The organism is Martelella lutilitoris, assembly GCF_005924265.1.
Classification (GTDB): domain Bacteria; phylum Pseudomonadota; class Alphaproteobacteria; order Rhizobiales; family Rhizobiaceae; genus Martelella; species Martelella lutilitoris.
The window spans coordinates 438,170-462,965 of sequence record NZ_VCLB01000001.1 but is presented as its reverse complement, the minus strand read 5'-3'; the positions used below and the strand labels follow the sequence as shown (position 1 = coordinate 462,965).

The window sequence follows — 24,796 nt, the reverse complement described above, 5'->3', positions numbered from 1 at the left end:
GACCGTGGCCATAGGGGGACAAAGAAGGAGCAACCTCTTGCACTGGCTGACAGACTACAAGATCCCGCTCGGGCGCTTCGCCCAGGATATCTTCGACTGGCTGCAGATCCATGGCGGCTGGTTTTTCGACGGGCTCGCCGAAATCATGGGCTGGCTCATCGACAGGCTTCTGTGGCTCTTGCAGGCGCCCGGGCCGATCGTCGTGGCCGTGGTCGTCACAGCCTTTGCCTACTGGCTGCAGCGCAACTGGAAGGTTTCGCTTTTCGTCTTTCTCGGCTTCCTGTTCATCATCAACCAGGGCTATTGGGAAGAGACCACCGAGAGCCTGGCGCTGGTGATTTCCTCCTGCATCATCTGCATGGCGATCGGCGTTCCGATCGGCATCTTCACCGCCCACCGGCCTCGTTTTTATCAGGTGCTGCAACCCGTTCTCGACCTGATGCAGACGCTGCCGCCCTTCGTCTATCTCATTCCGGCGATCATCTTCTTCGGCATCGGCATGGTGCCGGGCCTGCTGGCGACCGTCATCTTCGTCATCCCCGCCTCCATTCGCCTCACCCATCTCGGCGTATCCTCGGTGCCGAAGCCGCTTCTGGAAGCGGCAGATGCCTTCGGCGGCACGCCCTGGCAGAAGCTGACCAAGGTCGAGCTCTACCACGCGCTGCCGCAGATCATGGCCGGCCTCAACCAGACCATCATGCTGTCGCTGTCGATGGTCGTCGTCGCGGCCCTCGTCGGCGCCGACGGTCTCGGCGTGCCGGTGGTGCGCGCGCTCAACCAGGTCAATCCCGCGCTCGGTTTCGAAAGCGGCTTCGTCATCGTTGTCGTCGCCATCATTCTCGACCGGGTTCTGAAGATCGGAGGACGCAATAATGGCTGATGCGGTCGTCTTTGAAGATGTGAATATCGTGTTCGGCGACAAGCCGCAAAGCGCCCTGCCGCTGATGGATGCCGGCAAGGACCGCGCCGAGGTGCAGCAGGAGACCGGTCAGGTTCTCGGCGTCCACAATTGCTCGCTCACCGTCGGGGAAGGCGAGCTTCTGGTGCTGATGGGGCTTTCGGGCTCGGGCAAGTCGACGCTTCTGAGGGCCGTCAACCGCCTCAACCCGGTCTGCCGCGGCCGCGTTCTGGTCAATGACGGTACGCAGATGACCGACGTGACCTCGGCCGACAACAAGACGCTGCGCCATATCCGGCTTCAACGGGTCTCCATGGTGTTCCAGCAGTTCGGTCTCTTGCCCTGGCGCAATGTCCGCGACAATGTCGCCCTCGGCCTCGAATTTGCAGGCTTGAGCAAGAAGGAGCGGCTGGAAAAGGCCGAGGCCCAGCTTGAGCTCGTCGGGCTGAAGGACTGGGGCGACAAGCTCGTCAGCGAGCTTTCCGGCGGCATGCAGCAGCGCGTCGGCCTGGCCCGCGCCTTTGCCACCGAAGCGCCGATCCTGCTGATGGACGAACCGTTTTCGGCGCTCGACCCGCTGATCCGCACCCGTCTTCAGGACGAACTGATCGAATTGCAGCGCAATCTGAAGCGCACCATCATCTTCGTCAGCCATGACCTCGACGAGGCCTTCAAGATCGGCGACCGGATCGCGATCATGGAAGGCGGACGCATCGTCCAGTGCGGCACGCCGTCGGAGATCGTGCGCCAGCCGGCCGACGCTTATGTCGCTGACTTTGTCGCCAATGTGAATCCGCTCGGCGTGCTGCGGGCCGCCGATGTGATGAGCGATGATCAAGCCCCGGACGGCGCCCATCCCATCGACATCAACACCAAGCTGGCAGATATGATGGAGGCTCTCGGCAAGGGCGCGACCCTGAGCGTGGTCGACGGTGACGGCAGGACCGTCGGTTCGGTCCGCCCCTCCAACGTGGTGACCGCGCTCAATCCGGCGATACCGCTCGGATAAAGTTCTGGTGGTTTTTTGTTCAGACAGGAAAAAGGCGCTCCTTCGGGGCGCCTTTTTCACGGCGTGAAGATCACCGCGGCATGAGGAAGAATTCCAGCACGCCGGTGCGGATCTTGCGGCGCTTGACCTTGCTCTTGAAGGGTAGCGAGATCATGTTTCCGATGAGGCGGCAGATCTTGTAGGGGCGATAGTAGCGATCGATCATCTCCCGCTCGCCGTCATGCTCCGGCACGACCGCCTTCGGGTCGACATGCTTTTGGTATAATCCGATCCATTCATTATGCGTGTAGCAGGTCTTGAACGAATTGGGATGGACCTTCATGAAGAAGGTCGGTTTCGATGGTTCGAGATTGAACTGGCTGAAGGACAGGAAGACGAAATTGGAGGCGAAATATCTCTCGGTTGCCTCCACGGAGGCTTCGTTTCCGTCATTGTAGTGCGCGCACGGCACCTCGCGCCCGGCATTGCGAAGGGCGTTGACGAAGATATGCTGCTCGGGCGTGTAGCGGTTATAGCGCTTGCTGCCCGTGTCCCAGAGCGCCTCCTCCTCCGTCATCAGCGGTACGTTGTAGAGCTTTCTGATGTCCTCGGTCAGACCGAAGAAGGCGAGATCGGACGGGTGGAAGGGAAAACGCAGCCGCGAACGCGGATTGCGCGAGAAATAGCTGCAGGCGAGAAGCTTGTGCGAAAAAAGCGCATAGGCCTCGTCGCGCTTGGGAAAGGCGTCAAAGAACTGCAGGAAGCCATTGCCGGTCAACCGGAAGTCCGTGCGGATGCGGAAGCAATAGGGCGTCTCGACCCGCTCCAGCCCGGCGCGGTTGCCGACGATCTGACGGTTGACATTGTTGGCCTTCTCGCCCGGCTGGTCGGAATAGTAGAAGAAGCCGGGATCGTCCGCGAGCACCAGTTCGTCGTAATCAAGTCCGTCGACATCGGCTTTCTGCCAGGTCGACAGAATGATCTTCGATCCCGGAAAGAAGCGCCTGACGGCAGCAAAGCTGTCGCGAACAAGCGGCTTGTCTACGACGCCCTGAAACAGAAATGTAATCTCTTTCGTGTCCATCACCGAATGACCCGTGTGCCCATCAAACGCAAACGCCCCTCGTTCCGTTCCGCCGTTTGCGCCGCCTGAGGCCACCTTTGCCCCCTTCACATGCAATATGCGCCCCCCAAAATGGGGCATGTCGAGCAGGTTTTCTCACTGCCGCCGGGGCCGCCCTCGTCCTGCCCGCCCGCTCAAGGCGGACTGCCCGGATATTTGTCATCGCTGGCGCCGGGAAGCTTCACCACCACATTGACGGTGCCGTCCTCGAGGCAAGCAAAGTCGGTCGCCTCGCCCGGCTCCATCACGACGATATCACCCGCCGCATATTCGACGCCGTTCATGGCGACGCGGCCGGCAATGATGACCGTATATTCCGTGGCGATCTTGTGGTGATGCAGCGCCTCGCTGTCGCCGCGCCGATAGCGCTTGACGGCGACCTCGACGTCTTCGGTCCGGCACAGGCTCGGCTCGAAATCGCCGATGAACCAGCCCTTGACCATGTCTTCCAGCTTCGCCGTCCTCAATGCAGGAACCCCTCCCTGTGTTCGTGCAGCTGCGAGATATACTGGGCGAGCTGCATTTCCGTCTTCACCGGGTGGAACTGATCGTTATCGATGAACTCGATCGCGACGGTCTTGTGGCGCAGCACCATCTCGTTGATGGTTTGGCTGATAAAGAAGGCGTCCTTGATCTTGCGGTCCTTGCGCACCACGCTCTGGGCGCAGAGGACGAAGTCGCTGCCCTTGCGAAAATAATAAAAACTCGCCAGTGCATGCTTGCTGATCGGGCGCTTCTCCGCGACCTCGCAGACGAAGCCGTCATCGTCCAGCAGCGCGAAGGAATAACGCGGATGGACCGAACGGAAGGAGACGACGCCGGCATCGGCCTTCCTGTCGCGAAACGCCCTGACGATCTGTGTAAGGTCGGCGTCGATCAACTCGTCGACCGCAACAAGGATGATCTCCTCGTCCTTGTCGATCTGCTCGGCCGCCAAGAGCGCCGTGCACACCGAGCCGGCCGTCGGCCCGGATACCTCGACGCAGGCGCCGTTTTCCGCGCTCTGGGCGATCACGTCATCGACGTTGAAATCGTAGATGTCGGAACGTCTGACGCAGAAGATGATGGCGCTCGGATCAAGCGTCTGCAAAGCGGCGATCTGGCGTTCGAGGATGAGTTCCTCGTTGAATTCGGTCATATAGAGCGGGTAGCGTTCACCCTTGATGTCGAGGTTTTCGCCGCCCATCAGAACCACGATCTTCATGCTGCAGACCCCACGGATTTGCCGGCCGCCTCGATATCGGCGATGCGCCGCTTGAGGCCGTTGTAATTAACTTCGTCGACATCCTTGACCGGCATCACGTGGGCGCCGGAGGCTTCCGCCGCCTTCAGCCCGTTGGGATTGTCCTCGACGATGAGGCATTCCTTCGGATGGAGCTTGAGCATCTCGATCGCCTTCAGATAGATCTCCGGATCGGGCTTTGCCCGCTTCACATCCTGGTTGGAAAGCATGAAATCGAGATAGGGCGTCAGGCTTGCCTTCTGCATCATCTGCTCAACGGTATCGCGCGTCGAATTGGAGGCGACGGCCAGCCGGTAGCCTTCCATCTTGAGCCGTGACAGGGCGTATTCGTGATCAAAGCGCGGCCGACAGCGCTCGACGATGATCTCCAGCGTATAGCGCTGCTTCATCTCGTTGATGAAGCCATGGAGATAGGTCGGAAGGTTCTTGTCGATGGACAGGCGCTGCAGCTTCACCTTGGTCGGCAACCCGTCGTAGACGGTGGCGTGCTCATGGCGCTCGATCGTATAACCGAACAGGCCGAGCGCCCGGTTGAGCGCGTCGTAGTGCCATTCCTTGGCCTCGATCAGCACCCCGTCCATGTCGAAAATGACGGCCTTTATTGCCATTATCGTGCCTCCTCGAACGCGTCTTTCGCCTTTTCCGGCATGTCGGTGCACAAAAGGAGCGCGTCACTACTGCGTGATTGGGCCGATTTTATGATCGACCACTGAATGCCGACATCTCGCCGGTGCAGGTCGGCGGATACGACGCAGACGCGCTTTTCCTGCCCGATGAGCCCGTCGATCAGCCCGGGACCGTACCAGTCGGAGCGGAAACAGTCGAGCCAGACCCCGTCCGCAGCCTCAAGGAGCGGCGGATGCGGTTGCAGATCGGAGAGGCCGGTAAAGACCGTCAGTCCGTCGTCAAGCTGGCGCACCAGATCCGGCAGCGACATGTCGAAGACGAAGTAGTTGCTGTGGCCGAAATCCTCGAGGATCGCCTTGATCTCACTGCTCAGCCCGTCGGCCTTGATGTTGAGCGCCAGAGTGAGGTTGCGTCCGTCCATGATCTCGAGAAAGGTCGAAAACGGCATCTCGCCGCCCTTTGCCATGTCATGGGCGATGACGATCTCGCCGTTGTGGTCCCTGAGGTCGGTCTCGGTGCCAAAGCCGCGATCGAAGGAGCGGCGAAAGGCCGCCTCGGTATTCTTTTCCGCAGCCGTCTCCCAAAGGCCGCGATGTGAAAGAATCTCCACTACTTCACCCTTTCGGAAACCGGATGTTTCAGAAAGAAGTCGAGATCCCCCGGTATGCCCAGCCCGTACATGCCGTCATACTCCTTCCCGATGGAATAGTGCCCGATCTTCAGGCCGTCGCGAATCAGGTAATTGTAGACCGGACAGACATAAAACTCTCCGTTGATCCGCACATTGTCATTGATCATTTTTTTCGACGCGCGGACCAGATCGCGGCCTTTTCTGAAATTGAAGATGCCGACGGCGGCATTGTCTGAGATCACCTTCTTTTCGGCGGTTTCGACAACGCGTCCCTCTTGCTCGCGCACGAAGGACCATTTCGGATCGTCGGCCTTCATGGTCATGATCAGACCGTCATAGCCGCCATCCTCCATCAAACCGAGATAGGCATCGATGTCGGCATCGATATACTGGTCGGAATTGACCGTCATCACAGGCTCGTCATTGTCGATCAGCGCTTCGGCCAGAAGCACGGTCGAGGCCTGCCCCTCGGTGACGCGATCGATGCCGATGATCTCGACATGTTCGGCCAGTCCCTTGAGTTTTTCCTCAAGTCCGTAGTCCCGGATATGGCCATTCTGGCAGATGAAGATGAAGCGATGGGGTACGGAGGGGGTGAGGTTTTCGACCACGACCTGGATCATCGGCTTGCCATGCACCGGTATCAGCGGCTTGGGATCCGTGTAACCGGCATCGGCAAACCGGCTCCCCCGGCCGGCCATCGGAACAACAATATTCAGCACGTCAACTCACTTCCCGTCACATTGCCGCGGTTCGTCCGCTTCAGGCCGCGCCATTATAGCAGACTAATCCGTCCTGCCTTTTCAACATTGTTTACAAGTTTTTTCATGCGCCAAGTCCCCTCGGACCCGCCGCATCCCGCTGCAGCCCGCAGTTTTACGTGGTAGCCGAAGCGCTCGTCGCCGACAACATGACGCCGCGGCAAAGGCGGACTTTTTCCGCCATGATCGGAAATTGTCAGCATGCCGATTGACGAACGGCAGATCATCGCCTAAACATCATCCAGAATTTGGAACGTGCCAAATTGGGAGGAGACTGTATGAAGTGGGGTCTTGTCGGGGCCAGTACGATCGCGTCCGAGCACATGATCGGGGCAATCAGGGCGCAGTCCGGCCACACGGTCGAGGCGGTCCTGTCGTCGAGCGCGGAGCGCGGCCGGGCCTTTGCGACCCGCAATGGCATTCCGCACGCCTTCACCGATCTCGACGCCCTTCTGGCGCGCCCCGAGATCGGCGCCGTCTACATCTCGACCACCAACGAGAAGCATTTCTCTCAAGCCATGGCCGCCTTTGCCGCCGGCAAGCATGTACTGTGCGAAAAGCCGCTGGCGCTCAGCGTTGATGACGCGGCGAAAATGGTCGAAGCGGCCAGAAGCGCCGGTCTCGTCTTCGCCGCCAATCATCACCTGCGCTGCGCCGGTGCGCATCTTGCTATCCGGCAGCTCATAGCAGAGGGCCGGCTCGGACGTATCCTGTCGATGCGGGTATTCCATGCCGTCAGCTTGCCGGAGCATCTGCGCGGCTGGCGCATCGACAACCGGGACGCCGGCGGCGGCGTCATCGCCGACATTACCGTCCATGACGCCGACACGGTGCGCTTTCATCTCGGCGAGGATCCGAAGACCGTCGTCGCGCAGGCGGTCTCCTCGGGGCTTGGCGAGGGCGTGGAAGACAGCGTCATGTCGGTCTGGACCATGCCGTCCGGTATCATGGTGCAGAGCCATGAGAGCTTTACCCATCCCTATGCCGGTTCCGGCATCGAGGTTCACGGCACGGAGGGTTCGCTTTTTGCCCAGGGCGTCATGACCCAGCGACCGACCGGCACGATCACGATGACCGACAAGGACGGCACCGTACAACTCAACTATGAACGCCACGACGTCTACGGCTACGGCCTGAAGGCCTTCAACCGTGCCGTTGCCGGCCACGGCCGCCCGGCTGCTGACGGTGTCGACGGACTGAAGTCGCTGGCGGTAGCGATGGCTGTCGCCCGATCGGCGCACGAGGGACGGGCCGTCGACGTGGACTACAAGGGATATTGAGAAATGAAGAGCAAGGTCGTCAGCGCGGAAGCCGCCGTCAGCCGGATCGCAGACAACGCCGTGGTTTCGGTCTCGTCCTCCTCCGGTCTCGGCTGCCCGGACAAGGTGCTGGAAGCGCTGGGCGCGCGGTTTGAGGCCACCGGCCACCCCCGGAGGCTGACCACGCTGCATCCGATTGCCGCCGGCGACATGTACGGCATCAAGGGCATTGACCACATTGCCCGCGACGGGCTTCTCGACAGGGTGATCGCCGGCTCCTACCCGAGCGGCGCCTCGTCGCTGCCGATGCCGGAAATCTGGAAAATGATCGTTGAAAACCGGATCGCGGCCTACAACGTGCCCTCCGGTATCATGTTCGACATGCATCGCGATGTGGCGGCAAAGCGCCCGGGGGTGCTCACCCAGGTCGGCATCGACACCTTTGTCGATCCTGAGCTTCAGGGCTGCGCCATGAACGACAAGGCCGCCGCCGCGCCAATCGTCAAACGTGTCGACTTCGCCGGCGACACCTGGCTGCATTTCGACAATTTTGCCCCCGACGTGACGATCCTCAGAGCAACGACGGCCGATGAACACGGCAATCTCACCTATGAGCACGAGGGCGCCTATCTCGGCGGCCTCGATCAGGCGATTGCCGCGCGCAACAATCGCGGCCTCGTCATCGCCCAGGTCAAGCGGGTGACGGCGGCCGGTTCGCTGCGTCCGCATGATGTGCGCGTTCCCGGCCATCTGGTGGACTGCATCGTGGTCGATCCCGACCAATACCAGACCACCGAGACGCTTTACGATCCTGCGATTTCCGGCGAAATCATCCACCCACTGGCCGATTTCGAGCTGGCCGAATACGGTGTCGAAAAAGTGATTGCGCGCCGCGCCGCGATGGAGCTTTCCGCCGGTCAGGCGGCCAATCTCGGCTTCGGCATCTGCGCGCTGGTGCCGCGCATCCTGCTGGAGGAAGGCCGGGCCGGCGATGTCACATGGGCCATCGAGCAGGGCGCCGTCGGCGGCATGCCGCTCACCGGCTTTGCCTTTGGCTGCGCCTCGAATGCCGATGCCTTCATGCCTTCGCCCAACCAGTTCACCTATTTTCAGGGCGGCGGCTTCGACGTGACCTTCCTTTCCTTCCTCGAGGTGGACCGCAAGGGCAATGTCAACGTCTCCAAGCTCGGCAAGAAGCCTTATCTGACGGCCGGCTGCGGCGGTTTCGTCGATATCACGGCCAATGCCCGCAAGATCGTCTTTGCAGGTCTTTTCGAGGCGGCGGCCGGTCTCAACCTGACCAGCGAAGGCCTGTTCGTCGAAAAGCCGGGCAAGTTTTCGAAGATGGTCGAGGCCGTCGAACACGTCACCTTCTCAGGGAGCCGCGCCCGGGAGAACGGCCAGGACGTGCTCTATGTCACGGAACGCTGCGTCATGCGCATCGGCGAAAACGGCCTTGTCGCCACCGAGATCATGCCCGGCATCGATCCCGAACGCGACATCATCGCCGCTTCCGGCGGACGGGTCTCCGTCGCCGAGAATGCGACCAGCATGCCGCTGTCGCTGCTGTCGGAACGGAAGATGGGGCTCACGATATGAGTAGCTTCGTATCCGCCCACTTTGCCGTCACCCCTGACCCAACAATCTCCCCCCGTGAGGGGGAGATGCCCCGACAGGGGCAAAGGGGGGTGAATTCTCTCCGCCCGTTAGGAGCTAGCGGCTCTGCCTCATCTCCCCCTCTGTCGCTTTCGCGACACCTCCTCATCACGGGGGGAGATCGGTGGGGGGACTTCGCAAGGCTCGTAGCCAAAATGCCGTCTTCAAGGACAATGGAACCTGCCCGATGAGCGCCATTCATCTGATCCCGCACGGCCCCATCGCCGAGCTTCGACTGGATAATCCGGCCAAGCTCAATGCCTTCACGCCGGAGATGCTCGACAGCCTCGAGGCTCATATTGCCGCAATCGAGACCGATCCCGCGATCCGCGTTGTCATCCTGACGGCCGAAGGCGACCGGGCCTTTTGCGCCGGCGCCGACATCAATGCCTGGGGCGATCTGTCGCCGGGCGATTTCGCCCGCTTCTGGGTGCGCGACGGGCACCGGCGGTTCGACCGGCTGGCGCGGCTTTCCAAACCGACGATCGCGGCCCTTTCGGCGCATACGTTCGGCGGCGGTCTCGAGCTTGCCATTGCCTGCGATATCCGGGTGATGGCGCCGAAGGCGACGATCGCGCTGCCCGAGCCCAAGATCGGGATCGTACCCGGCTGGTCCGGCACGCAGCGCATGACGCGGCTTCTGCCGGAACCCGTTGTCAAGGAAATGGCGCTCTTTGGCCGGCGCATCGGGGCGGAACGCGCAACCGCGCTGGGCTTTGCCGCGGAGATTGCGGAAGACTGCCGCGCCCGCGCTTTCGAGATCGCCGAAGCCGGCTTGGAGACCTCCGCCTATTCCACCGAAATCGTCAAATACATGATCCACGCGGGCGTGGGCGAAGACCGCTCCGCCATGGTCGAAACGCTCGGCAGCGGCATGATCGCCGCCTCCTTCGACAAGGCCGAGGGCGTTTCGGCCTTTCGCGAAAAACGCAAACCGTCATTCAAGGGCTGCTAGACATGACCGACCTCACCATCATCCCCGCTGTCAACCACACGCCGGAACCGGTTTTCGTCGCCCGCCACCTGATCAACGGAAAATGGCAGGCATCCGCAAACGGCGAAACCTTTGAGCGCGCATCGCCCGCTCACGGGCAGACGGTGACGGAGGCCGCCCTTGGCGGCGCTGCGGAGACGGAAGCGGCAATCGCTGCCGCCCGAGAAGCCTTTGATGACGGACGCTGGTCGCGCATCTCCGGCAAGGAGCGCGCCGAGATCCTGCTGAAGGTTGCCGCATTCATCGAACGCGACCTCGATCGCATCGCCATGCGCGACACGCTGGAAAGCGGCAAGCCGATTTCGCAGGCCCGTGATGAGATCGGGGGGGCGATCGATATCTGGCGCTTTGCCGCCTCGCTTGCCCGCACGGTTTCCGGCGACAGCCACAATTCGCTCGGCGACGACATGCTCGGCCTGGTGCTGAAGGAGCCGGTCGGGGTCGCGGCCCTGATCGCGCCGTGGAATTTTCCTTTCCTCATCGTCTCGCAGAAACTGCCCTTTGCCCTTGCCGCCGGCTGCACCGCCGTCGTCAAACCGTCGGAACTGACCCCGTCCTCGGCCGTCATCCTCGGCGAATTGCTGATGGAGGCCGGCATTCCCGACGGCGTCGTCAACATCGTGCTCGGCTATGGCGATCCGGTGGGAACGACCATGTGCGAGAGCGAAAGCGTCGACATGGTGTCGTTCACGGGCTCGACCGCCGTCGGCAAGGCGATCGTCCGGGCAAGTGCCGGAACGCTGAAGAAGGTTTCGCTGGAACTCGGCGGCAAGAACCCGCAGGTGGTCTTCCCCGATTGCGATCTCGACGAGGCGACCGATGCCATCGTCTTCGGCGTCTATTTCAACGCCGGCGAATGCTGCAATTCCGGCTCGCGCATCATCGTGCATGAGGACATCGCTGAAGCGCTGACCGAGAGGGTGGTGGCGTTGTCGAAAAAAGTCCCCTTCGGCGATCCGCTCGATCCGCGCACCAAGGTCGGGGCGATCATTTCGGATGCGCATTTCGACAAGATCGACAGCTATGTCTCAGGCGCCAGAAGCGACGGCGCGGCCATACCTCTTGGCGGCGGAGCGCTTGCCGTGCCGGGGTTGTCAGGCCGGTTCTACACGCCTACAGTCGTGACAAATGTCAATTCCACCATGGCTGTCGCACGGGAGGAGGTCTTCGGACCGGTGCTGTCGGTCTTGACGTTTAAAACGATTGAGGAGGCAATCGCGCTCGCCAACGGCGCTGCCTACGGGCTGTCTGCAGGGGTCTGGAGCAACGATGTCAGCACCTGCCTTGCCTTCGCCCGCCGCGTTCAGGCCGGCACCGTGTGGACCAATACCTGGATGGATGGATTTTCCGAACTGCCGTTCGGCGGCGTCAAGCAATCGGGCCTCGGCCGCGAGCTCGGCCGCTACGGGCTGGAGGAATACCTGGAGGTGAAGACCGTGACGATGCGCATCGGGCGCACGCGCGCATCCTGGGTCGAGTGAGATCGCCGGCCGCGCCGATTGCGGCCTGCGGGAGAGGAAATGACCATCATGGCCGAAACCGGCCATGGGGTTTCAAAACGCAAAGAGGAGGAGACTATGCGTTTGAATTTTGCAAGAAGTGCAGCAATGCTCGCCATCGTGGCGGCTTCCGCATCCGCCACCTCGGTCAAGGCCGAGGACGTGGAAGTCCTGCACTGGTGGACATCCGGCGGCGAGGCTGCGGCCTTGAACGTCCTGAAGGAGAACCTGCAGGACCAGGGCATCGGTTGGCAGGACATGCCGGTGGCAGGCGGCGGCGGCGAACAGGCCATGACCGTGCTGCGTGCCCGCGTGACGGGCGGCAATCCGCCGGCGGCCGTGCAGATGCTCGGCTTCGACATCACCGACTGGGCCGCCGAAGGCGCGCTCGCCAACCTGAACGACATCGCCGCCGAAGAGAACTGGGATGCCGTCGTGCCGCCGGCGCTGCAGAAATTCTCTAAATATGACGGAGAATGGGTCGCGGCCCCGGTCAATGTCCACTCCACCAACTGGGTCTGGGCCAACAAGAAAATCCTCGACGAGCTCGGCATCGAACAGCCCGAGACCTGGGACGAGCTTGTTGCCGCGATGGACAAGGTGAAGGCCTCCGGCAAAACCGCCGTCGCCCATGGCGGCCAGGCCTGGCAGGACGCCACCATCTTCGACGCCGTGGTCATGGCGACCGGGGGGCCGGAATTCTACCAGGCCTCGATGGTCGATCTTGACCCTGACGCGCTCGGTTCCGACACGATGAAGGAGGTCTTCGACCGCATGACCGTGATCCGCGGCTATGTGGACGACAACTTCTCCGGTCGCGACTGGAACCTCGCCTCCGCCATGGTCATCAATGACGAGGCCGCCTTCCAGTTCATGGGCGACTGGGCCAAGGGCGAATTCCTGAAGGCCGGGCTGACGCCGGACGAGGATTTCCTGTGCTTCCGCTTCCCCGGCACGCAGGACCAGGTGACCTTCAACTCCGACCAGTTCGCCTTCTTCGAGCAGGGTGACGAGCCGACGCCGGAACAGGCAGCGCTGGCCAAGGCGATCATGTCGCCGGAATTCCAGTCGGCCTTCAACGTCGTCAAGGGCTCGGTGCCGGCGCGCACCGACGTCTCGGACGAGGCGTTTGACGCCTGCGGCAAGAAGGGCATGGCCGATCTGGCCGCAGCCTCGGAAAGCGGCAACCTGTTCGGTTCGATGGCGCATGGCCACGCCAACCCGGCCTCCGTCAAGAACGCCATGTATGACGTGATCACCGCCCAGTTCAACGGCGAGTACGACAGCGAAACCGCGACCGAGGAACTGGTCACGGCGGTACAGATCGCGCAGTAAACACAACGCACTTCGGAGAGGGCCAAGGCCCTCTCCGCTCGCAGACCATGAGGCGGGTTTGAAGAGCACGTCGCTCCAACACCGGCTTGGCTTGCCAACTGAACTTGCCGCTTGTCGATCTCCCCCCTTTAAGGGGGAGATGCCCGGCAGGGCAGAGGGGGGAAACCGCCAGCAGCACGTCCGGTGCTTGAGGCAAGCCCCATACCCCCTCTGTCGCTTTTGCGACATTTCCCCTCAAGGGGGGGGGGAGATTGATTGGCGGTAATCCGCTTCAGAACAACACCGGCGGCAGGGCCGCCAACCCGGAGGATAGGAATGGCTTCGTCTGCAGCAAGACGAGGGAGCGCGGGAGATTTCCTGCGGGACGCCCTGCCGAAAATCGTGCTCAGTCCATCGCTGGCGATGGTGCTGATCTTCGTCTACGGCTTCATCGCCTTTACCGTCTATCTGTCGTTTACCGACAGCCGCATCCTGCCGAGCTATGATCTCGTCGGCTGGAAGAACTACATCAACCTCTTCCGGCTGAGGGCCTGGACGATCGCGGTCAAGAACGTCGTCATCTTCGGCGGGCTCTATATCACCTTCTGCTGCGCGATCGGCCTGATGCTGGCGATCTTTCTCGACCAGAAGATCCGCGCCGAAGGCTTTATCCGGTCCATCTATCTCTATCCGATGGCGCTGTCCTTCATCGTCACCGGCACGGCGTGGAAATGGTTTCTCGACCCCGGCATCGGGCTTGAGGCGGTGATGCATTCCTGGGGCTGGACCAGCTTCCAGTTCAACTGGATCAAGTCGAACCAGATGGCGATCTACACCATCGTCATTGCCGCCGTCTGGCAGACCTCCGGCTTCGTCATGGCGATGTTCCTCGCAGGCCTTCGCGGCATCGACAACGAGGTGCTGAAGGCCGCCCAGATCGACGGCGCGTCGAACTTTTCGCTCTATCGGCGCATCGTCATTCCGCAGTTGCGCCCGGCCTTCATGTCGGCCATCGTCGTGCTCGCCCATATGGCGATCAAGTCCTATGACCTCGTCATTGCGCTCACCGGCGGCGGCCCCGGCCGCGCCACCGAGCTTCCGGCAACCTTCATGTATTCCTACACATTCACCCGCAACCAGATGGGGATCGGCGCTGCCTCGGCGGTGATCATGCTGATGTCGATTGCCGCGATCATGGTGCCCTATCTGTGGTCGGAACTGAGGGAGAAGCACCAATGAGCTCGAACGCTTCCACCCAGGTCGTCTCGACGGGCCGCGGCGCGCGCTTCGTCATCTACACGATCCTTTTGATCTTCTGCCTCTATTACCTGCTGCCGCTCTATGTGATGGTGGTGAACTCGCTCAAACCCTTGCGCGAAATCCAGGCGGGCGGAATGATGAACCTGCCGCAGGCCTGGACCATCGCGCCATGGAAGAGCGCCTGGTCGACGGCGCAGATCGGCGTGCAGGCGACAGGCCTGAAACCCTATTTCATGAACTCGATCCAGATGGTGGTGCCGGCTGTCGCCATCTCCACCGTGCTCGGCGCGCTCAACGGCTATGTGCTGACCAAGTGGCAGTTCCGCGGCCACAAGATCATCTTCGGCCTTCTGCTGTTTGCCTGCTTCATCCCCTTCCAGATCGTGCTGATCCCGATGGCGCGGATTCTGGGCATCATGGGGATTGCCGGCTCCGTGCCGGGGCTGATCTTCGTGCATCTGGTCTATGGCATCGGTTTCTCGACGCTCTATTTCCGCAATTACTATGCCCAGTTTCCCGACGAGCTGGTGCGCGCGGCACAGATCGACGGCGCGGGCTTCTTCACCATCTTCCGCCGCATCATGCTGCCCTCGTCCGGGCCGATCGCAGTGGTCTGCATCATCTGGCAGTTCACCAATATCTGGAACGACTTCCTGTTCGGTGCGTCGTTTTCCGATTTCAACAGCCAGCCGATGACGGTGGCGCTCAACAATCTCGTCCAGTCCTCCACCGGCGTGAAGGAATACAATGTCCACTTCGCCGGGGCGATCATGGCGGCGCTGCCGACGCTTCTCGTCTACATCGTCGCCGGTCGCTACTTCGTGCGCGGCCTGATGGCCGGCAGCGTGAAAGGGTAAAAGCATGGGTTTTCTCAAGATCGATCACGTCACCAAGAGCTTCGGCGCGCTGACGGTGCTGCATGAGACGAATATCGCCGTGGAAGAAGGCGAGTTCCTGGTGCTCGTCGGCCCGTCCGGCTGCGGCAAGTCCACGCTGCTCAGCATGATTGCCGGCCTCGAGCCGACCACAAGCGGCGACATCTCCATCAACGGCCGGTCGATGAACGGCGTCAGGCCCGCAGACCGCAACATCGCCATGGTGTTCCAGTCCTATGCCCTCTATCCGAACATGAATGTCGGCGAGAACATCTCCTTCGGCCTGGAAATGCACGGCGTGCCCAAGGCCGAGCGCGACAAGGCGATCGACCAGGTGGCCGATCTTCTGCAGATCAGGCATCTTCTGAAGCGCAAGCCCGGCCAGCTTTCCGGCGGCCAGCGCCAGCGCGTCGCCATGGGCCGGGCGCTGGTGCGCGATCCCGACGTCTTTCTGTTTGACGAACCGCTGTCGAACCTCGATGCGAAACTCCGCGTCGACATGCGCACCGAGATCAAGAAGCTGCACCAGAAGCTCGGCACCACGATCGTCTATGTGACCCATGACCAGATCGAGGCGCTGACGCTCTCGACCCGTATCGCGGTGATGTTCGGCGGCCATGTGCAGCAGCTCGGCACGCCGAAGGAGATCTACGACAATCCGGCCAACATGTTCGTCGCCGGCTTCATGGGCTCGCCGTCAATGAACCTGTTTCCGGCGAAGATCGTCGTCCAGGACGGCACGGCGGCGGCCGAATTCGCGCTCGCCGATGGCGGCAAGGCGCATCTGCCCTTCCCCGGCGACGCTATGACCGCGCATGATGGCCGCGACATCATTCTGGGCGTCCGTCCGGAAGCGGTCACCGACGAGCTCGGCGCCGACCGCTCCTCCAATGCCGTCCACACGATCAATGCCAGGGTCGAGGTGACCGAGCCGGCGGGCTCCGACCTTTTCGTCGTCACCCAGCTCGGCGGCAAGGAGGTAACCGCCCGGTTCCGCGCCGATGTCGAGGCGAAGCCGGGCGATACCTTCCCGTTCGCCGTCAACATGGAAAAGGCGGTCGCCTTTGATCCGGAAACCGAAGAGCGTATCGGGTAAGCCATGAACCGGTCACCCGACGTGGTAATCATCGGTTCCGGCATGGGGGGCGCGACGCTTGCCGCCGCGCTCGCCCCGACGGGAGCCGAGATCGTCATTCTCGAGCGCGGCGAGCAGATCCCCGACGACGCGCCGGCGCGCGATCCCGACCGTATCTACAAGAACAGCGCCTTCCGCTCCGACGAGACCTGGCTCGACGGGCAAGGCAAGCGGTTCTCGCCCGGCAATTACTACAATGTCGGCGGCAACTCCAAATTCTACGGCGCGGTGCTGCTGCGCTACCGCAGGCAGGATTTCCAGGCGATGGAGCATGAGGGCGGCATCTCGCCCGCATGGCCGTTTCCCTATGAGACGCTCGCGCCTTATTACGCCGCAGCGGAGACGCTCTACCAGGTGCGCGGCGATGTGACGAGCGACGCCACCGAGCCCACCCATGACGGACCCTATCCCTTTCCGCCGGTTCCCGACGAGCCGGCGATCGCCGCCGTGCGCGAAAGGCTTGTGAAAGCGGGCGTGCGCCCCTTCACCCTGCCGCTCGGCGTCGATATCGATACCTGGCTTTCCCATGGAGCCGATGGCTGGGACGGTTATCCCGATATACGCTCGGGCAAGATGGATGCGGAGACCTGCGGGCTTGCGGCGGCATTGTCTCATGACAATGTGATGCTTGTCACCGGTGCGCGCGTCACCGGGCTCGAAACCGAAGCCGGCGGGCGTCGTATTGCCCGCGTCAGCTACGACAAGGACGGCGAGACCGTGACGCTCACCCCGCGCTTCGTGGCCCTTGCCGCCGGCGCGGTGCAGAGCGCGGCCTTGCTGCTCAGGAACGGGCTCGCCAATTCCTCCGATCAGGTCGGCCGCAACTTCATGAACCACAATGCCTCGGCGCTGATCGCCTATGATCCGCGCTTTGTGAATGACAGCACCTACCAGAAGACCTTCGGCATCAATGACTGGTATTTGAGCGACGGGCATAACGGGTCGCCGCTCGGCAATGTCCAGCTTCTGGGCCGGGTGGTGCCGAAAATCCTGAAGGCCAATGTGCCGTCCCTGCCGATGGCGGCCTGCCGCCATATCTCGCGCCATGCCGTCGATCTCTATGCGATATCGGAGGATCTGCCGGATCCTGAAAGCCGGGTCGTCGTCAAGGGCGATGATATCCAGCTCATCTGGCGTCGTTCCAATATGGTCGCGCATCACAGGCTTGTCGAAAAGACGAAGAAGACGCTGAAGGCTGCTGGTTTCCCGATCGTGCTGTCGCGACTTTTCGATGGTCGCGTGCCCTCGCATCAATGCGGCACGGCGCGCATCGGCAGCGATCCGAAAACGGCGGTGCTTGATCCCGATTGCCGCAGCTTCGACCATGACAATCTGTTTGTCGCCGATGCCTCGGCCCTGCCGACCTCGGCCGCCGTCAACCCGGCGCTGACGGTCGCGGCGCTTGCAATGAAAGCGGCGGATGCAATGAGGAAGGAGCTTGGCGCATGAGTGGGAAGGTGGCGCTGATCACGGGCGGCCAGCAGGGCATCGGCCTTGGCATCGCTTCGGCTCTTGTCGAGGCGGGCTTTCGGGTGGCGATTGCCGCAGAGGCCGCATTCGATGCGCCGGCCGTAACGGGGGCGCTGGAAAAGCTCGGCGGCAATGCCTGCTATTTCCGCCATGACATGCGCGATATCGGCCGGGTTGGCGCGCTTCTCGATGACGTCGAGGCGACGATGGGCCGGGTGACGACGCTCGTCTCCAATGCCGGCGTCGGCGCGCCGGTCAGGGGCGACATGCTCTATCTCAAGCCGGAAAACTTCGATTTCGTCATGTCGGTCAATCTGCGCGGCGCCTTCTTCCTGGCGCAGGAGACGGCCCGGCGCATGGCGGCGTGGGAGGCGGAAACGCCCCGGTCGATCATCTTCATCACCTCCGTCAGCGCCGACATGGTTTCGGTGGAGCGGGCCGAATACTGCATCTCCAAGGCTGGCGCGGCGATGATGGCGCAGCTTTTCGCCGCGCGTCTTGCGGCACACGGCATTTCCGTCTTCGACGTCCGTCCCGGCATCATCGAGACCGGCATGACGGCCGGCGTGAAGGACAAATACACCGCCCGCATCAAGGACGGCCTCGTGCCGGCCGCCCGCTGGGGCACGCCGGAAGATATCGGCGCGGCGGTGCTGCCGCTCGCCGAGGGCCGCTTCGCCTTCGCCACCGGCACCGTGATTTCCGCCGATGGCGGATTGTCGATCGCGCGGCTTTGAGTGTTGGGGGCAGAGAGCACCGAGGATTCTCGATCCCGTCATACCGGACTTGATCCGGTATCCAGGGCGGTTCGGCAGGACCTTTGCCAAGCCTTTGGCCGATCCTCGACAAAATGGCCTCGCATTCGGCCCTGGACCCCGGCTCAAGGCCGGGGTGACGGAAACAGGGTGCGGCGCGGGAGACCGCAAATATAGTTTGGAACGTTCCTAATCTCATGCTAGAAGGCCCTCGGGAGGAAAGTGCATGGCCTATGATTTCATCATTGTCGGCGGCGGTTCGGCCGGTTGCCTTCTGGCGGCGAGGCTTTCGGAAAACCCGGAGGTCAACGTTCTGCTTCTGGAAGCCGGCTCGCGTGACAGCCACCCGTTCTATACGCTGCCCGCCGGTTTCGCGAAGATGACCAAGGGAATCGGCAGCTGGGGCTGGCACACCGTGCCGCAAAAACACATGAACGGCATGTCGATCCGCTTCACCCAGGCCAAGGTGATCGGCGGCGGTTCCTCGATCAACGCCCAGATCTACACGCGCGGCAACCGGCTTGATTATGACGAGTGGCGGCAGATGGGCTGCACCGGCTGGGGCTATGACGATGTCCTGCCCTTCTTCAAGAAGGCCGAAGACAACGACACCTACGACAATGAGTACCACGGCAAAGGTGGCCCGCTCGGCGTTTCAAAACCGGCCGCGCCGCTGCCGATCTGCGAGGCCTATTTCAGGGCGGCCGGCGCACTCGGCATTCCCTTCAACGAAGACATGACCGGCGAGAAACAGGACGGCGTCGGTTATTACCAGCTGACCCAAAAGCACGCCCGCCGCTCCTCGACATCCAAGGCCTATCTGGCGAAGGCCCGCACCCGCAAGAACCTCACCATCCGTACCGGCGTCGAGACGCGGCGCCTGCGCGTTGAAAACGGAAGGGTCACGGGCGTGGAGACGGCGGCCGGCGAAGTGATCACCGCCGCGCGCGAGGTGCTGCTGTCCTCCGGCGCCATCGGCTCGCCGCGGCTTTTGATGCTCTCCGGCATCGGTCCGAAGGCGCATCTCGGCGATGTCGGCATCGAGGCGGTGTTCGACCATCCGGACGTCGGCGCCAACCTGCAGGATCATCTCGACCTCTTCACCATTCTCGAATGCGCCGGCGATTTCACCTATGACAAATATGCCGAGCCCCTGTGGTCGGCGGTCGCAGGCCTGCAATATCTGCTGACGCGCAAGGGCCCCGTCGCCTCAAGCCTGTTTGAGACCGGCGGTTTCTGGTATGCGGAAGAGGGCGCGCGCTCGCCGGATATCCAGTTCCATCTGGGCCTCGGCTCCGGCATCGAGGCCGGCGTGGAAAAGATGAAGAACCCGGGCGTGACGCTGAATTCGGCCTATCTGAGACCTCGCGCGCGCGGCAGCGTGCGGCTGAAATCCGCCAATCCCGCCGATGCGCCGCTGATCGACCCCAACTACTGGGCCGACCCGCATGATCGCGAAATGTCGATCCGCGGGTTGAAGCTGGCGCAGGAGATCATGCACCAGAAGGCGCTTGCCCCCTTCATCAAGCGAGAGATGATTCCCGGCCCGGAGGTGAAGACGGACGATGATTATTTCCACTATGCCTGCCGCCACGCCAAGACCGACCACCACCCCGCCGGCACCTGCCGCATGGGCAATGACGATCGCGCCGTTGTCGACCCGGAACTGAAGTTCAACGGTCTTGACGGCCTGCGCGTCGTCGATGCCTCGATCATGCCAACGCTGATTTCGTCGAACACCAATGCGGCGGCGATCATGATCGGTGAAAAGGCCGCCGACATGATTGCCCGCGAATACGGGCTCTGAGGGCTTGCGGAGCATGAGCGGAGGAGGCAAGAAACAAACTTTGGCTGTGACGGACCTCCCGCTCTCTGTGTCATCCTCGGGCCAAGCCCGAGCATGACGCTGGATAGAGGCGCCGAGCAGAGATCAAAGCACCTGCGGCCCCTGAACCCGGCACGCGACAAAGGGAATAGGAAGTGGCGAAACGACCGACGATCATTGATGTAGCCCGCCATGCGGGGCTTTCCAAGTCGACGGTCTCGCTCGTCCTGCAGAATTCGCCGCTGGTCAAGCAGGAGACCCGCAAGCGCGTCGAGCAATCGATGCAGGCGCTGAACTATGTCTATAACCGCGCGGCGGCCAACCTGCGCGGGGCCGAGGCCGGGCTTATCGGGCTCGTCATCAACGATCTCAGGAACCCCTTCTTCGCCGAATTTGCGGCCAGCGCCCAGATGGCCTTTGCCGAACACGGCTTTGCCACCGTAATTGCCAATACCGACGAGGACACCGCCATCCAGGACCAGGTGATCGCCTCCATGGTCGAGCACGGCGTTTCGGCGCTGATCATGTCGCCCGCCTATGGCGATGACGGCGCGGTGTTCGAGCGGATCGCGCGCGCCGGCATTCCCGCGCTGCAGGTGCTGCGCATGGCCAATGCCGATACGGGCCGCTTTCCCTTCGCCTCGCTCGACTACGAGGCCGGCAGCATCGCCGCCGCCCGTCACCTGGTTGAGATCGGCGCGAAGGATATCGCCTTTGTCGGCGGCCTGCCGGACAGGGCGGTCACCCATGAGCGCATGGCCGGCTACCGCGCCGTGATCGCCGAGACCGGCGCGGAGCCCTTCACCCTGCTCGGTCGGCCGACGCGGGCCTTCGGACGCGATGCGGCGCTGAAACTCTCGCACGATCCCCGCAGGCTCGATGCCGTGCTCTGTTTCAACGACCTTGTGGCGCTCGGCATGCTTTCCGGATTTGCCGAAACGGGCGTCGCCATCGGGCGCGACATCGCGCTGATCGGCTTTGACGATATCGAGGAATGCGCGCTGGCCTTTCCCCAGCTCTCCTCCGTCCATTGCGATATCGGCGCCTTCGGCCGCAACGCCGCCGCCACCATGCTGGCATGGCTTGAGACCGGCGAGCGCCCGCCGGAAAAGGCCTTTTCCCCCGTCACCCTGACCGTCAGGGATTCCAGCGGCAGACGATAAGCGCCCGCGTCGCCAGGTCGCACCGGCATTCCCCATCAAAATCGAACCCACCTGACGATGTGCAAGGCGGGAAGGCGCGAATCGGTTCATCGATGGTCATGGCCGTAGCCACCACATGTTGAGGCTGTGTCGACAAGACATACCATATGCGGTGCGGCCACGATCTCAAACCGAGGGGAACCGATCATGCCTGAAGCGCCTGCCGCGTTGGAAAAACTGTCTGCCGCAGCGGAGGAGAGACTGCCCTCTTTCGCGGTCAAACGAAACGGCGCGCGCATGCCGTTTTCCGCGGAAAAGATTGCGCGCGCGATCGAGAAGGCAGGCGAGGCGACAGGGGCCTTCGGGCCCGGCGAGGCGCACAGGCTCACAGACCAGGTGGTCAAGGTGATCAGCCACAGCGCGCTTGACGATGCCATCGAGATCGAGCGCATCCAGGACATCGTCGAGCAGGTGCTGATTTCAGCAAATTTCTTCGAGACCGCGCGGGCCTATATCGTCTACCGCGAAAAACACGCCAAGCTGCGCGAAAGCGGCAAGGTTGCCGTCGACGTGATTTCCTCGATCGATGAATATCTCGACCGCTCCGACTGGCGCGTCAATGCCAATGCCAATCAAGGCTATTCGCTGGGCGGGCTGATCCTCAATGTCTCCGGCAAGGTCGTCGCCAATTACTGGCTCTCCCATGTCTATGATCCGCAGATCGGCGCGGCGCATCGCGCCGGCGACCTGCATATCCACGATCTCGACATGCTGTCGGGCTATTGCGCCGGCTGGTCGCTCCGTACGCTGATCACCGAGGGACTGAACGGCGTTCCGGGCAAGGTCGAGGCCGATCCGCCGAAACATATGTCGTCCGCCGTCGGCCAGATCGTCAACTTCCTCGGCACGCTGCAGAATGAATGGGCCGGCGCGCAGGCATTTTCCTCCTTCGACACCTATATGGCGCCCTTCATCCGCAAGGATAATCTCTCCTATGAAGACGTGCTGCAGTCGATCCAGGAGCTGATCTACAATCTGAACGTCCCGTCGCGCTGGGGCACGCAGACGCCCTTTACCAACCTCACATTCGACTGGGTCTGCCCGGATGACCTGAAGGAACAGCGCCCGATCATCGGCGGTGAGGAAATGCCGTTCGCCTATGGCGAGCTGCAGATCGAAATGGACATGATCAACCGCGCCTATATGGAGATCATGACCAAGGGCGACGCCAAGGGCCGGGTGTTCACCTTCCCGATCCCGACCTACAACATCACGCCCGACTTCCCCTGGGAAAGCGAAAACGCCACGCGGCTTTTCGAGATGACGGCCAAATATGGCCTGCCCTATTTCCAGAATTTCCTGAATTCGGATCTGTCGCCCAACATGGTGCGCTCGATGTGCTGCCGGCTGCAGCTTGACCTGACGGAACTCCTGAAGCGCGGCAACGGGCTTTTCGGCTCGGCCGAACAGACTGGCTCGCTCGGCGTCGTCACCATCAACTGCGCCCGCCTCGGTTTTACCCACAAGGGCGACGAGGAAGGACTTCTGGCACGCCTTGACGAACTGCTCGAGCTTGGCCGCGACAGCCTCGAGATCAAGCGCAAGGTGATCCAGCGGCTGATCGACGAGGGGCTGTTCCCCTATACCAAGCGCTATCTCGGTACGCTGCGCAATCATTTCTCCACGCTCGGCGTCAACGGCGTCAACGAGATGATCCGCAATTTCACCGGCGACCGCGAGGATATCACCACCGAATGGGGCTATGATTTAGCGCTGAGATTCCTTGACCATGTGCGCGAGAAGATCGTCTCATTCCAGGAGGAGACCGGCCATCTCTACAATCTGGAGGCCACGCCGGCGGAAGGCACGGCGCATCGCTTTGCCCGCGAGGACGCCAAGCGCTTTGCCGGCATCATCCAGGCCGGCACGCCGGAAAACGCCTATTACACCAATTCCAGCCAGTTGCCCGTCGGCTTCACCGACGATCCCTTCGAGGCGCTGACGCGCCAGGAAGTGCTGCAGAAGAAATATACCGGCGGCACGGTGCTGCATCTCTACATGGGTAGCCGCATCTCCTCCGGCGAGGCCTGCAAGGCGCTGGTCAAACGCGCGCTTACGAATTTCCGCCTGCCCTACATCACCGTCACGCCGACCTTCTCCATCTGCCCGACCCATGGCTATCTGGAGGGCGAGCACGAATTCTGCCCGAAATGCGATGCCGAACGTCTATCGAAAAAACGCGCCACGCTGATGGCTGCCGAATGAAAGGAAAAATCATGTCTGTGATTGAAAAAGACATTGTCGCGGAAACCGAGATCACGCTTTGCGACGACGAGCGCCAGCCCTGCGAAATCTGGACGCGGGTGATGGGTTATCACCGTCCGGTCTCCTCCTTCAACCGCGGCAAGAAAGGCGAATTCGCCGAACGCCGCTATTTCAGGGAATAGCGCGGTGAGCGGGCATAACGAGGCGAAAGCGGACGGGCTCCCTTCAATCTCCCCCCTCGAGGGGGGAGATCGGGAAGCGTGTGGCCCGCGCTCGGAATGTCGCGCAGCATCTGGAAACGAACTCCTCACCGCGTCACCCTCGGGCTTGACCCGAGGGTCCACGACGCTTGTGCCGGATGGCCTGGATCCTCGGGTCAAGCCCGAGGATGACACAGGACGCAGGTCAGGTGCGCCGGACGCCCCGTCTGCACATGACCTGCGCATCGGCGGTTTCGAGCCGTTTTCCCTGTGCGACTGGCCGGGCAAGATCGTGGCCACGCTGTTTCTGCAGGGCTGCCCGTGGCGCTGCCCCTATTGCCACAATCCCGGGCTGATCGTTGCTTCGGCCGAAACCGGCTACAGCTTTGCCGGCATTCTCGACTTTCTCGAAAGCCGGCGCGGACTTCTGGACGGCGTCGTCTTTTCCGGCGGCGAGCCGACGCTGCAAAAGGCGCTCGTGCCGGCGATGAAGACCGTCCGCGCGATGGGCTTTTCAATCGGCCTCCACTCCGGCGGCCCCTATCCTGAAAGGCTGAAGGACGCGCTCCCCCACGCCGACTGGATCGGCTTTGATATCAAGGCTTCGCGCCGCGACTACGACCGCATGACCGGTACGCCGAAAAGCGGCGAGCGCGCATTCGCAAGCCTTAAGCATGTGATGGCGAGCGGTATCGATTACGAGGTCCGCACCACCGTGCATCCTGAACTTCTGAACGCGGCCGAGATCGCGGAGCTTGAGGCTGACCTCTCCCATTATGGCATTGGCGAACACAAGATCCAGACCTTCCGCATGGAGGGCGTCGATCCGGATCGGCTCGCCGACGCGCTTGAAAAGCGTCGCGGCTGAGCGGACCG

General features: G+C 62.2%; 23 protein-coding genes. 17 read left to right on the top strand and 6 right to left on the bottom strand.

The window, feature by feature from the left end; genetic code table 11:
* Positions 1-37 precede the first annotated feature (37 nt).
* Both choW and choV read left to right on the top strand, forming a co-directional pair.
* Entirely contained in the window at positions 38-880 is an 843-nt protein-coding gene (choW, locus tag FF124_RS02180; RefSeq protein ID WP_138746831.1) for a choline ABC transporter permease subunit, read from the top strand.
* The gene (gene choV, locus FF124_RS02175) at positions 873-1,907 is read left to right on the top strand and encodes a choline ABC transporter ATP-binding protein (protein WP_138746830.1); all 1,035 of its coding nucleotides are present in this window, start codon (positions 873-875) and stop codon (positions 1,905-1,907) included. The genes choW and choV overlap by 8 nt, the downstream gene beginning before the upstream one ends.
* A 70-nt stretch (positions 1,908-1,977) precedes the next feature.
* On the opposite strand, the gene FF124_RS02170 is transcribed toward choV, so the two are convergent.
* The 6 genes from FF124_RS02170 to FF124_RS02145 form a co-directional block, all read right to left on the bottom strand.
* Positions 1,978-2,970 (bottom strand): WavE lipopolysaccharide synthesis family protein, encoded by a 993-nt coding sequence (locus FF124_RS02170; protein WP_187326773.1) that lies wholly within the window; start codon positions 2,968-2,970, stop codon positions 1,978-1,980.
* A gap of 173 nt (positions 2,971-3,143) precedes the next feature.
* Positions 3,144-3,476: a hypothetical protein gene (locus FF124_RS02165; RefSeq protein WP_138746828.1), complete on the bottom strand. Its 333-nt coding sequence runs from the start codon at positions 3,474-3,476 to the stop codon at positions 3,144-3,146.
* A complete protein-coding gene (locus FF124_RS02160; RefSeq protein ID WP_138746827.1) occupies positions 3,473-4,213 on the bottom strand; it encodes a sugar phosphate nucleotidyltransferase in 741 nt (246 codons plus the stop codon). The genes FF124_RS02165 and FF124_RS02160 overlap by 4 nt, the downstream gene beginning before the upstream one ends.
* Positions 4,210-4,860 carry an HAD family hydrolase gene (locus FF124_RS02155; RefSeq protein WP_138746826.1) on the bottom strand — a complete coding sequence of 217 codons (651 nt, stop codon included), beginning with the start codon at positions 4,858-4,860 and terminating at the stop codon, positions 4,210-4,212. The genes FF124_RS02160 and FF124_RS02155 overlap by 4 nt, the downstream gene beginning before the upstream one ends.
* Positions 4,860-5,489: a PI-PLC domain-containing protein gene (locus FF124_RS02150; protein WP_138746825.1), complete on the bottom strand. Its 630-nt coding sequence runs from the start codon at positions 5,487-5,489 to the stop codon at positions 4,860-4,862. The genes FF124_RS02155 and FF124_RS02150 overlap by 1 nt, the downstream gene beginning before the upstream one ends.
* Entirely contained in the window at positions 5,489-6,232 is a 744-nt protein-coding gene (locus FF124_RS02145; protein ID WP_187326772.1) for a glycosyltransferase family 2 protein, read from the bottom strand. Before FF124_RS02145 ends, FF124_RS02150 begins: the two co-directional genes overlap by 1 nt.
* 317 nt (positions 6,233-6,549) lie before the next feature.
* Between FF124_RS02145 and FF124_RS02140 the strand changes: the two genes are divergently transcribed.
* From FF124_RS02140 to FF124_RS02070, 15 genes are all read left to right on the top strand, one after another.
* Complete coding sequence (locus FF124_RS02140; protein WP_138746824.1) at positions 6,550-7,551, top strand: Gfo/Idh/MocA family protein; 1,002 nt, start codon at positions 6,550-6,552, stop codon at positions 7,549-7,551.
* A 3-nt stretch (positions 7,552-7,554) separates the two neighbouring features.
* The gene (locus tag FF124_RS02135; RefSeq protein WP_138746823.1) at positions 7,555-9,129 is read left to right on the top strand and encodes an acyl CoA:acetate/3-ketoacid CoA transferase; all 1,575 of its coding nucleotides are present in this window, start codon (positions 7,555-7,557) and stop codon (positions 9,127-9,129) included.
* A gap of 244 nt (positions 9,130-9,373) precedes the next feature.
* The gene (locus FF124_RS02130; protein ID WP_138746822.1) at positions 9,374-10,141 is read left to right on the top strand and encodes an enoyl-CoA hydratase/isomerase family protein; all 768 of its coding nucleotides are present in this window, start codon (positions 9,374-9,376) and stop codon (positions 10,139-10,141) included.
* A gap of 2 nt (positions 10,142-10,143) precedes the next feature.
* The gene (locus tag FF124_RS02125) at positions 10,144-11,661 is read left to right on the top strand and encodes an aldehyde dehydrogenase family protein (RefSeq protein WP_138746821.1); all 1,518 of its coding nucleotides are present in this window, start codon (positions 10,144-10,146) and stop codon (positions 11,659-11,661) included.
* Between the two features lie 96 nt (positions 11,662-11,757).
* Entirely contained in the window at positions 11,758-13,014 is a 1,257-nt protein-coding gene (locus FF124_RS02120) for an ABC transporter substrate-binding protein (RefSeq protein WP_138746820.1), read from the top strand.
* 315 nt (positions 13,015-13,329) lie between these two features.
* Positions 13,330-14,232: a carbohydrate ABC transporter permease gene (locus tag FF124_RS02115; RefSeq protein ID WP_138746819.1), complete on the top strand. Its 903-nt coding sequence runs from the start codon at positions 13,330-13,332 to the stop codon at positions 14,230-14,232.
* Positions 14,229-15,110, top strand: a complete 882-nt coding sequence (locus FF124_RS02110) for a carbohydrate ABC transporter permease (RefSeq protein ID WP_138746818.1) — start codon at positions 14,229-14,231, stop codon at positions 15,108-15,110. The genes FF124_RS02115 and FF124_RS02110 overlap by 4 nt, the downstream gene beginning before the upstream one ends.
* A gap of 4 nt (positions 15,111-15,114) precedes the next feature.
* Complete coding sequence (locus FF124_RS02105; protein WP_138746817.1) at positions 15,115-16,224, top strand: ABC transporter ATP-binding protein; 1,110 nt, start codon at positions 15,115-15,117, stop codon at positions 16,222-16,224.
* Between the two features lie 3 nt (positions 16,225-16,227).
* A complete protein-coding gene (locus FF124_RS02100; RefSeq protein ID WP_138746816.1) occupies positions 16,228-17,712 on the top strand; it encodes a GMC oxidoreductase in 1,485 nt (494 codons plus the stop codon).
* Positions 17,709-18,470, top strand: a complete 762-nt coding sequence (locus FF124_RS02095; protein ID WP_138746815.1) for a 3-ketoacyl-ACP reductase — start codon at positions 17,709-17,711, stop codon at positions 18,468-18,470. The genes FF124_RS02100 and FF124_RS02095 overlap by 4 nt, the downstream gene beginning before the upstream one ends.
* 244 nt (positions 18,471-18,714) lie before the next feature.
* Positions 18,715-20,295, top strand: coding sequence for a GMC family oxidoreductase (locus tag FF124_RS02090; protein WP_138746814.1), 1,581 nt, complete (start codon positions 18,715-18,717; stop codon positions 20,293-20,295).
* Positions 20,296-20,468: 173 nt separating this feature from the next.
* Entirely contained in the window at positions 20,469-21,476 is a 1,008-nt protein-coding gene (locus FF124_RS02085) for a LacI family DNA-binding transcriptional regulator (RefSeq protein ID WP_138746813.1), read from the top strand.
* A 186-nt stretch (positions 21,477-21,662) separates the two neighbouring features.
* Positions 21,663-23,720: a ribonucleoside triphosphate reductase gene (locus FF124_RS02080; protein ID WP_138746812.1), complete on the top strand. Its 2,058-nt coding sequence runs from the start codon at positions 21,663-21,665 to the stop codon at positions 23,718-23,720.
* A gap of 11 nt (positions 23,721-23,731) precedes the next feature.
* On the top strand, positions 23,732-23,902 hold the full coding sequence (gene nrdD / locus FF124_RS02075; protein WP_138746811.1) for an anaerobic ribonucleoside-triphosphate reductase: 171 nt from the start codon (positions 23,732-23,734) through the stop codon (positions 23,900-23,902).
* A 169-nt stretch (positions 23,903-24,071) separates the two neighbouring features.
* Complete coding sequence (locus FF124_RS02070) at positions 24,072-24,788, top strand: anaerobic ribonucleoside-triphosphate reductase activating protein (protein ID WP_246072145.1); 717 nt, start codon at positions 24,072-24,074, stop codon at positions 24,786-24,788.
* The last annotated feature ends 8 nt before the right edge of the window (positions 24,789-24,796 follow it).

What these genes read in the sequence shown, in the direction of transcription:
- choV (WP_138746830.1), top strand. Translation starts at nt 873, where the DNA reads ATGGCTGATGCGGTCGTCTTTGAAGATGTGAATATCGTGTTCGGCGAC.
- FF124_RS02170 (WP_187326773.1), bottom strand. Translation starts at nt 2,970, where the DNA reads ATGGACACGAAAGAGATTACATTTCTGTTTCAGGGCGTCGTAGACAAG.
- FF124_RS02160 (WP_138746827.1), bottom strand. Translation starts at nt 4,213, where the DNA reads ATGAAGATCGTGGTTCTGATGGGCGGCGAAAACCTCGACATCAAGGGT.
- FF124_RS02155 (WP_138746826.1), bottom strand. Translation starts at nt 4,860, where the DNA reads ATGGCAATAAAGGCCGTCATTTTCGACATGGACGGGGTGCTGATCGAG.
- FF124_RS02140 (WP_138746824.1), top strand. Translation starts at nt 6,550, where the DNA reads ATGAAGTGGGGTCTTGTCGGGGCCAGTACGATCGCGTCCGAGCACATG.
- FF124_RS02135 (WP_138746823.1), top strand. Translation starts at nt 7,555, where the DNA reads ATGAAGAGCAAGGTCGTCAGCGCGGAAGCCGCCGTCAGCCGGATCGCA.
- FF124_RS02130 (WP_138746822.1), top strand. Translation starts at nt 9,374, where the DNA reads ATGAGCGCCATTCATCTGATCCCGCACGGCCCCATCGCCGAGCTTCGA.
- FF124_RS02125 (WP_138746821.1), top strand. Translation starts at nt 10,144, where the DNA reads ATGACCGACCTCACCATCATCCCCGCTGTCAACCACACGCCGGAACCG.
- FF124_RS02120 (WP_138746820.1), top strand. Translation starts at nt 11,758, where the DNA reads ATGCGTTTGAATTTTGCAAGAAGTGCAGCAATGCTCGCCATCGTGGCG.
- FF124_RS02115 (WP_138746819.1), top strand. Translation starts at nt 13,330, where the DNA reads ATGGCTTCGTCTGCAGCAAGACGAGGGAGCGCGGGAGATTTCCTGCGG.
- FF124_RS02110 (WP_138746818.1), top strand. Translation starts at nt 14,229, where the DNA reads ATGAGCTCGAACGCTTCCACCCAGGTCGTCTCGACGGGCCGCGGCGCG.
- FF124_RS02105 (WP_138746817.1), top strand. Translation starts at nt 15,115, where the DNA reads ATGGGTTTTCTCAAGATCGATCACGTCACCAAGAGCTTCGGCGCGCTG.
- FF124_RS02100 (WP_138746816.1), top strand. Translation starts at nt 16,228, where the DNA reads ATGAACCGGTCACCCGACGTGGTAATCATCGGTTCCGGCATGGGGGGC.
- FF124_RS02095 (WP_138746815.1), top strand. Translation starts at nt 17,709, where the DNA reads ATGAGTGGGAAGGTGGCGCTGATCACGGGCGGCCAGCAGGGCATCGGC.
- FF124_RS02090 (WP_138746814.1), top strand. Translation starts at nt 18,715, where the DNA reads ATGGCCTATGATTTCATCATTGTCGGCGGCGGTTCGGCCGGTTGCCTT.
- FF124_RS02080 (WP_138746812.1), top strand. Translation starts at nt 21,663, where the DNA reads ATGCCTGAAGCGCCTGCCGCGTTGGAAAAACTGTCTGCCGCAGCGGAG.
- nrdD (WP_138746811.1), top strand. Translation starts at nt 23,732, where the DNA reads ATGTCTGTGATTGAAAAAGACATTGTCGCGGAAACCGAGATCACGCTT.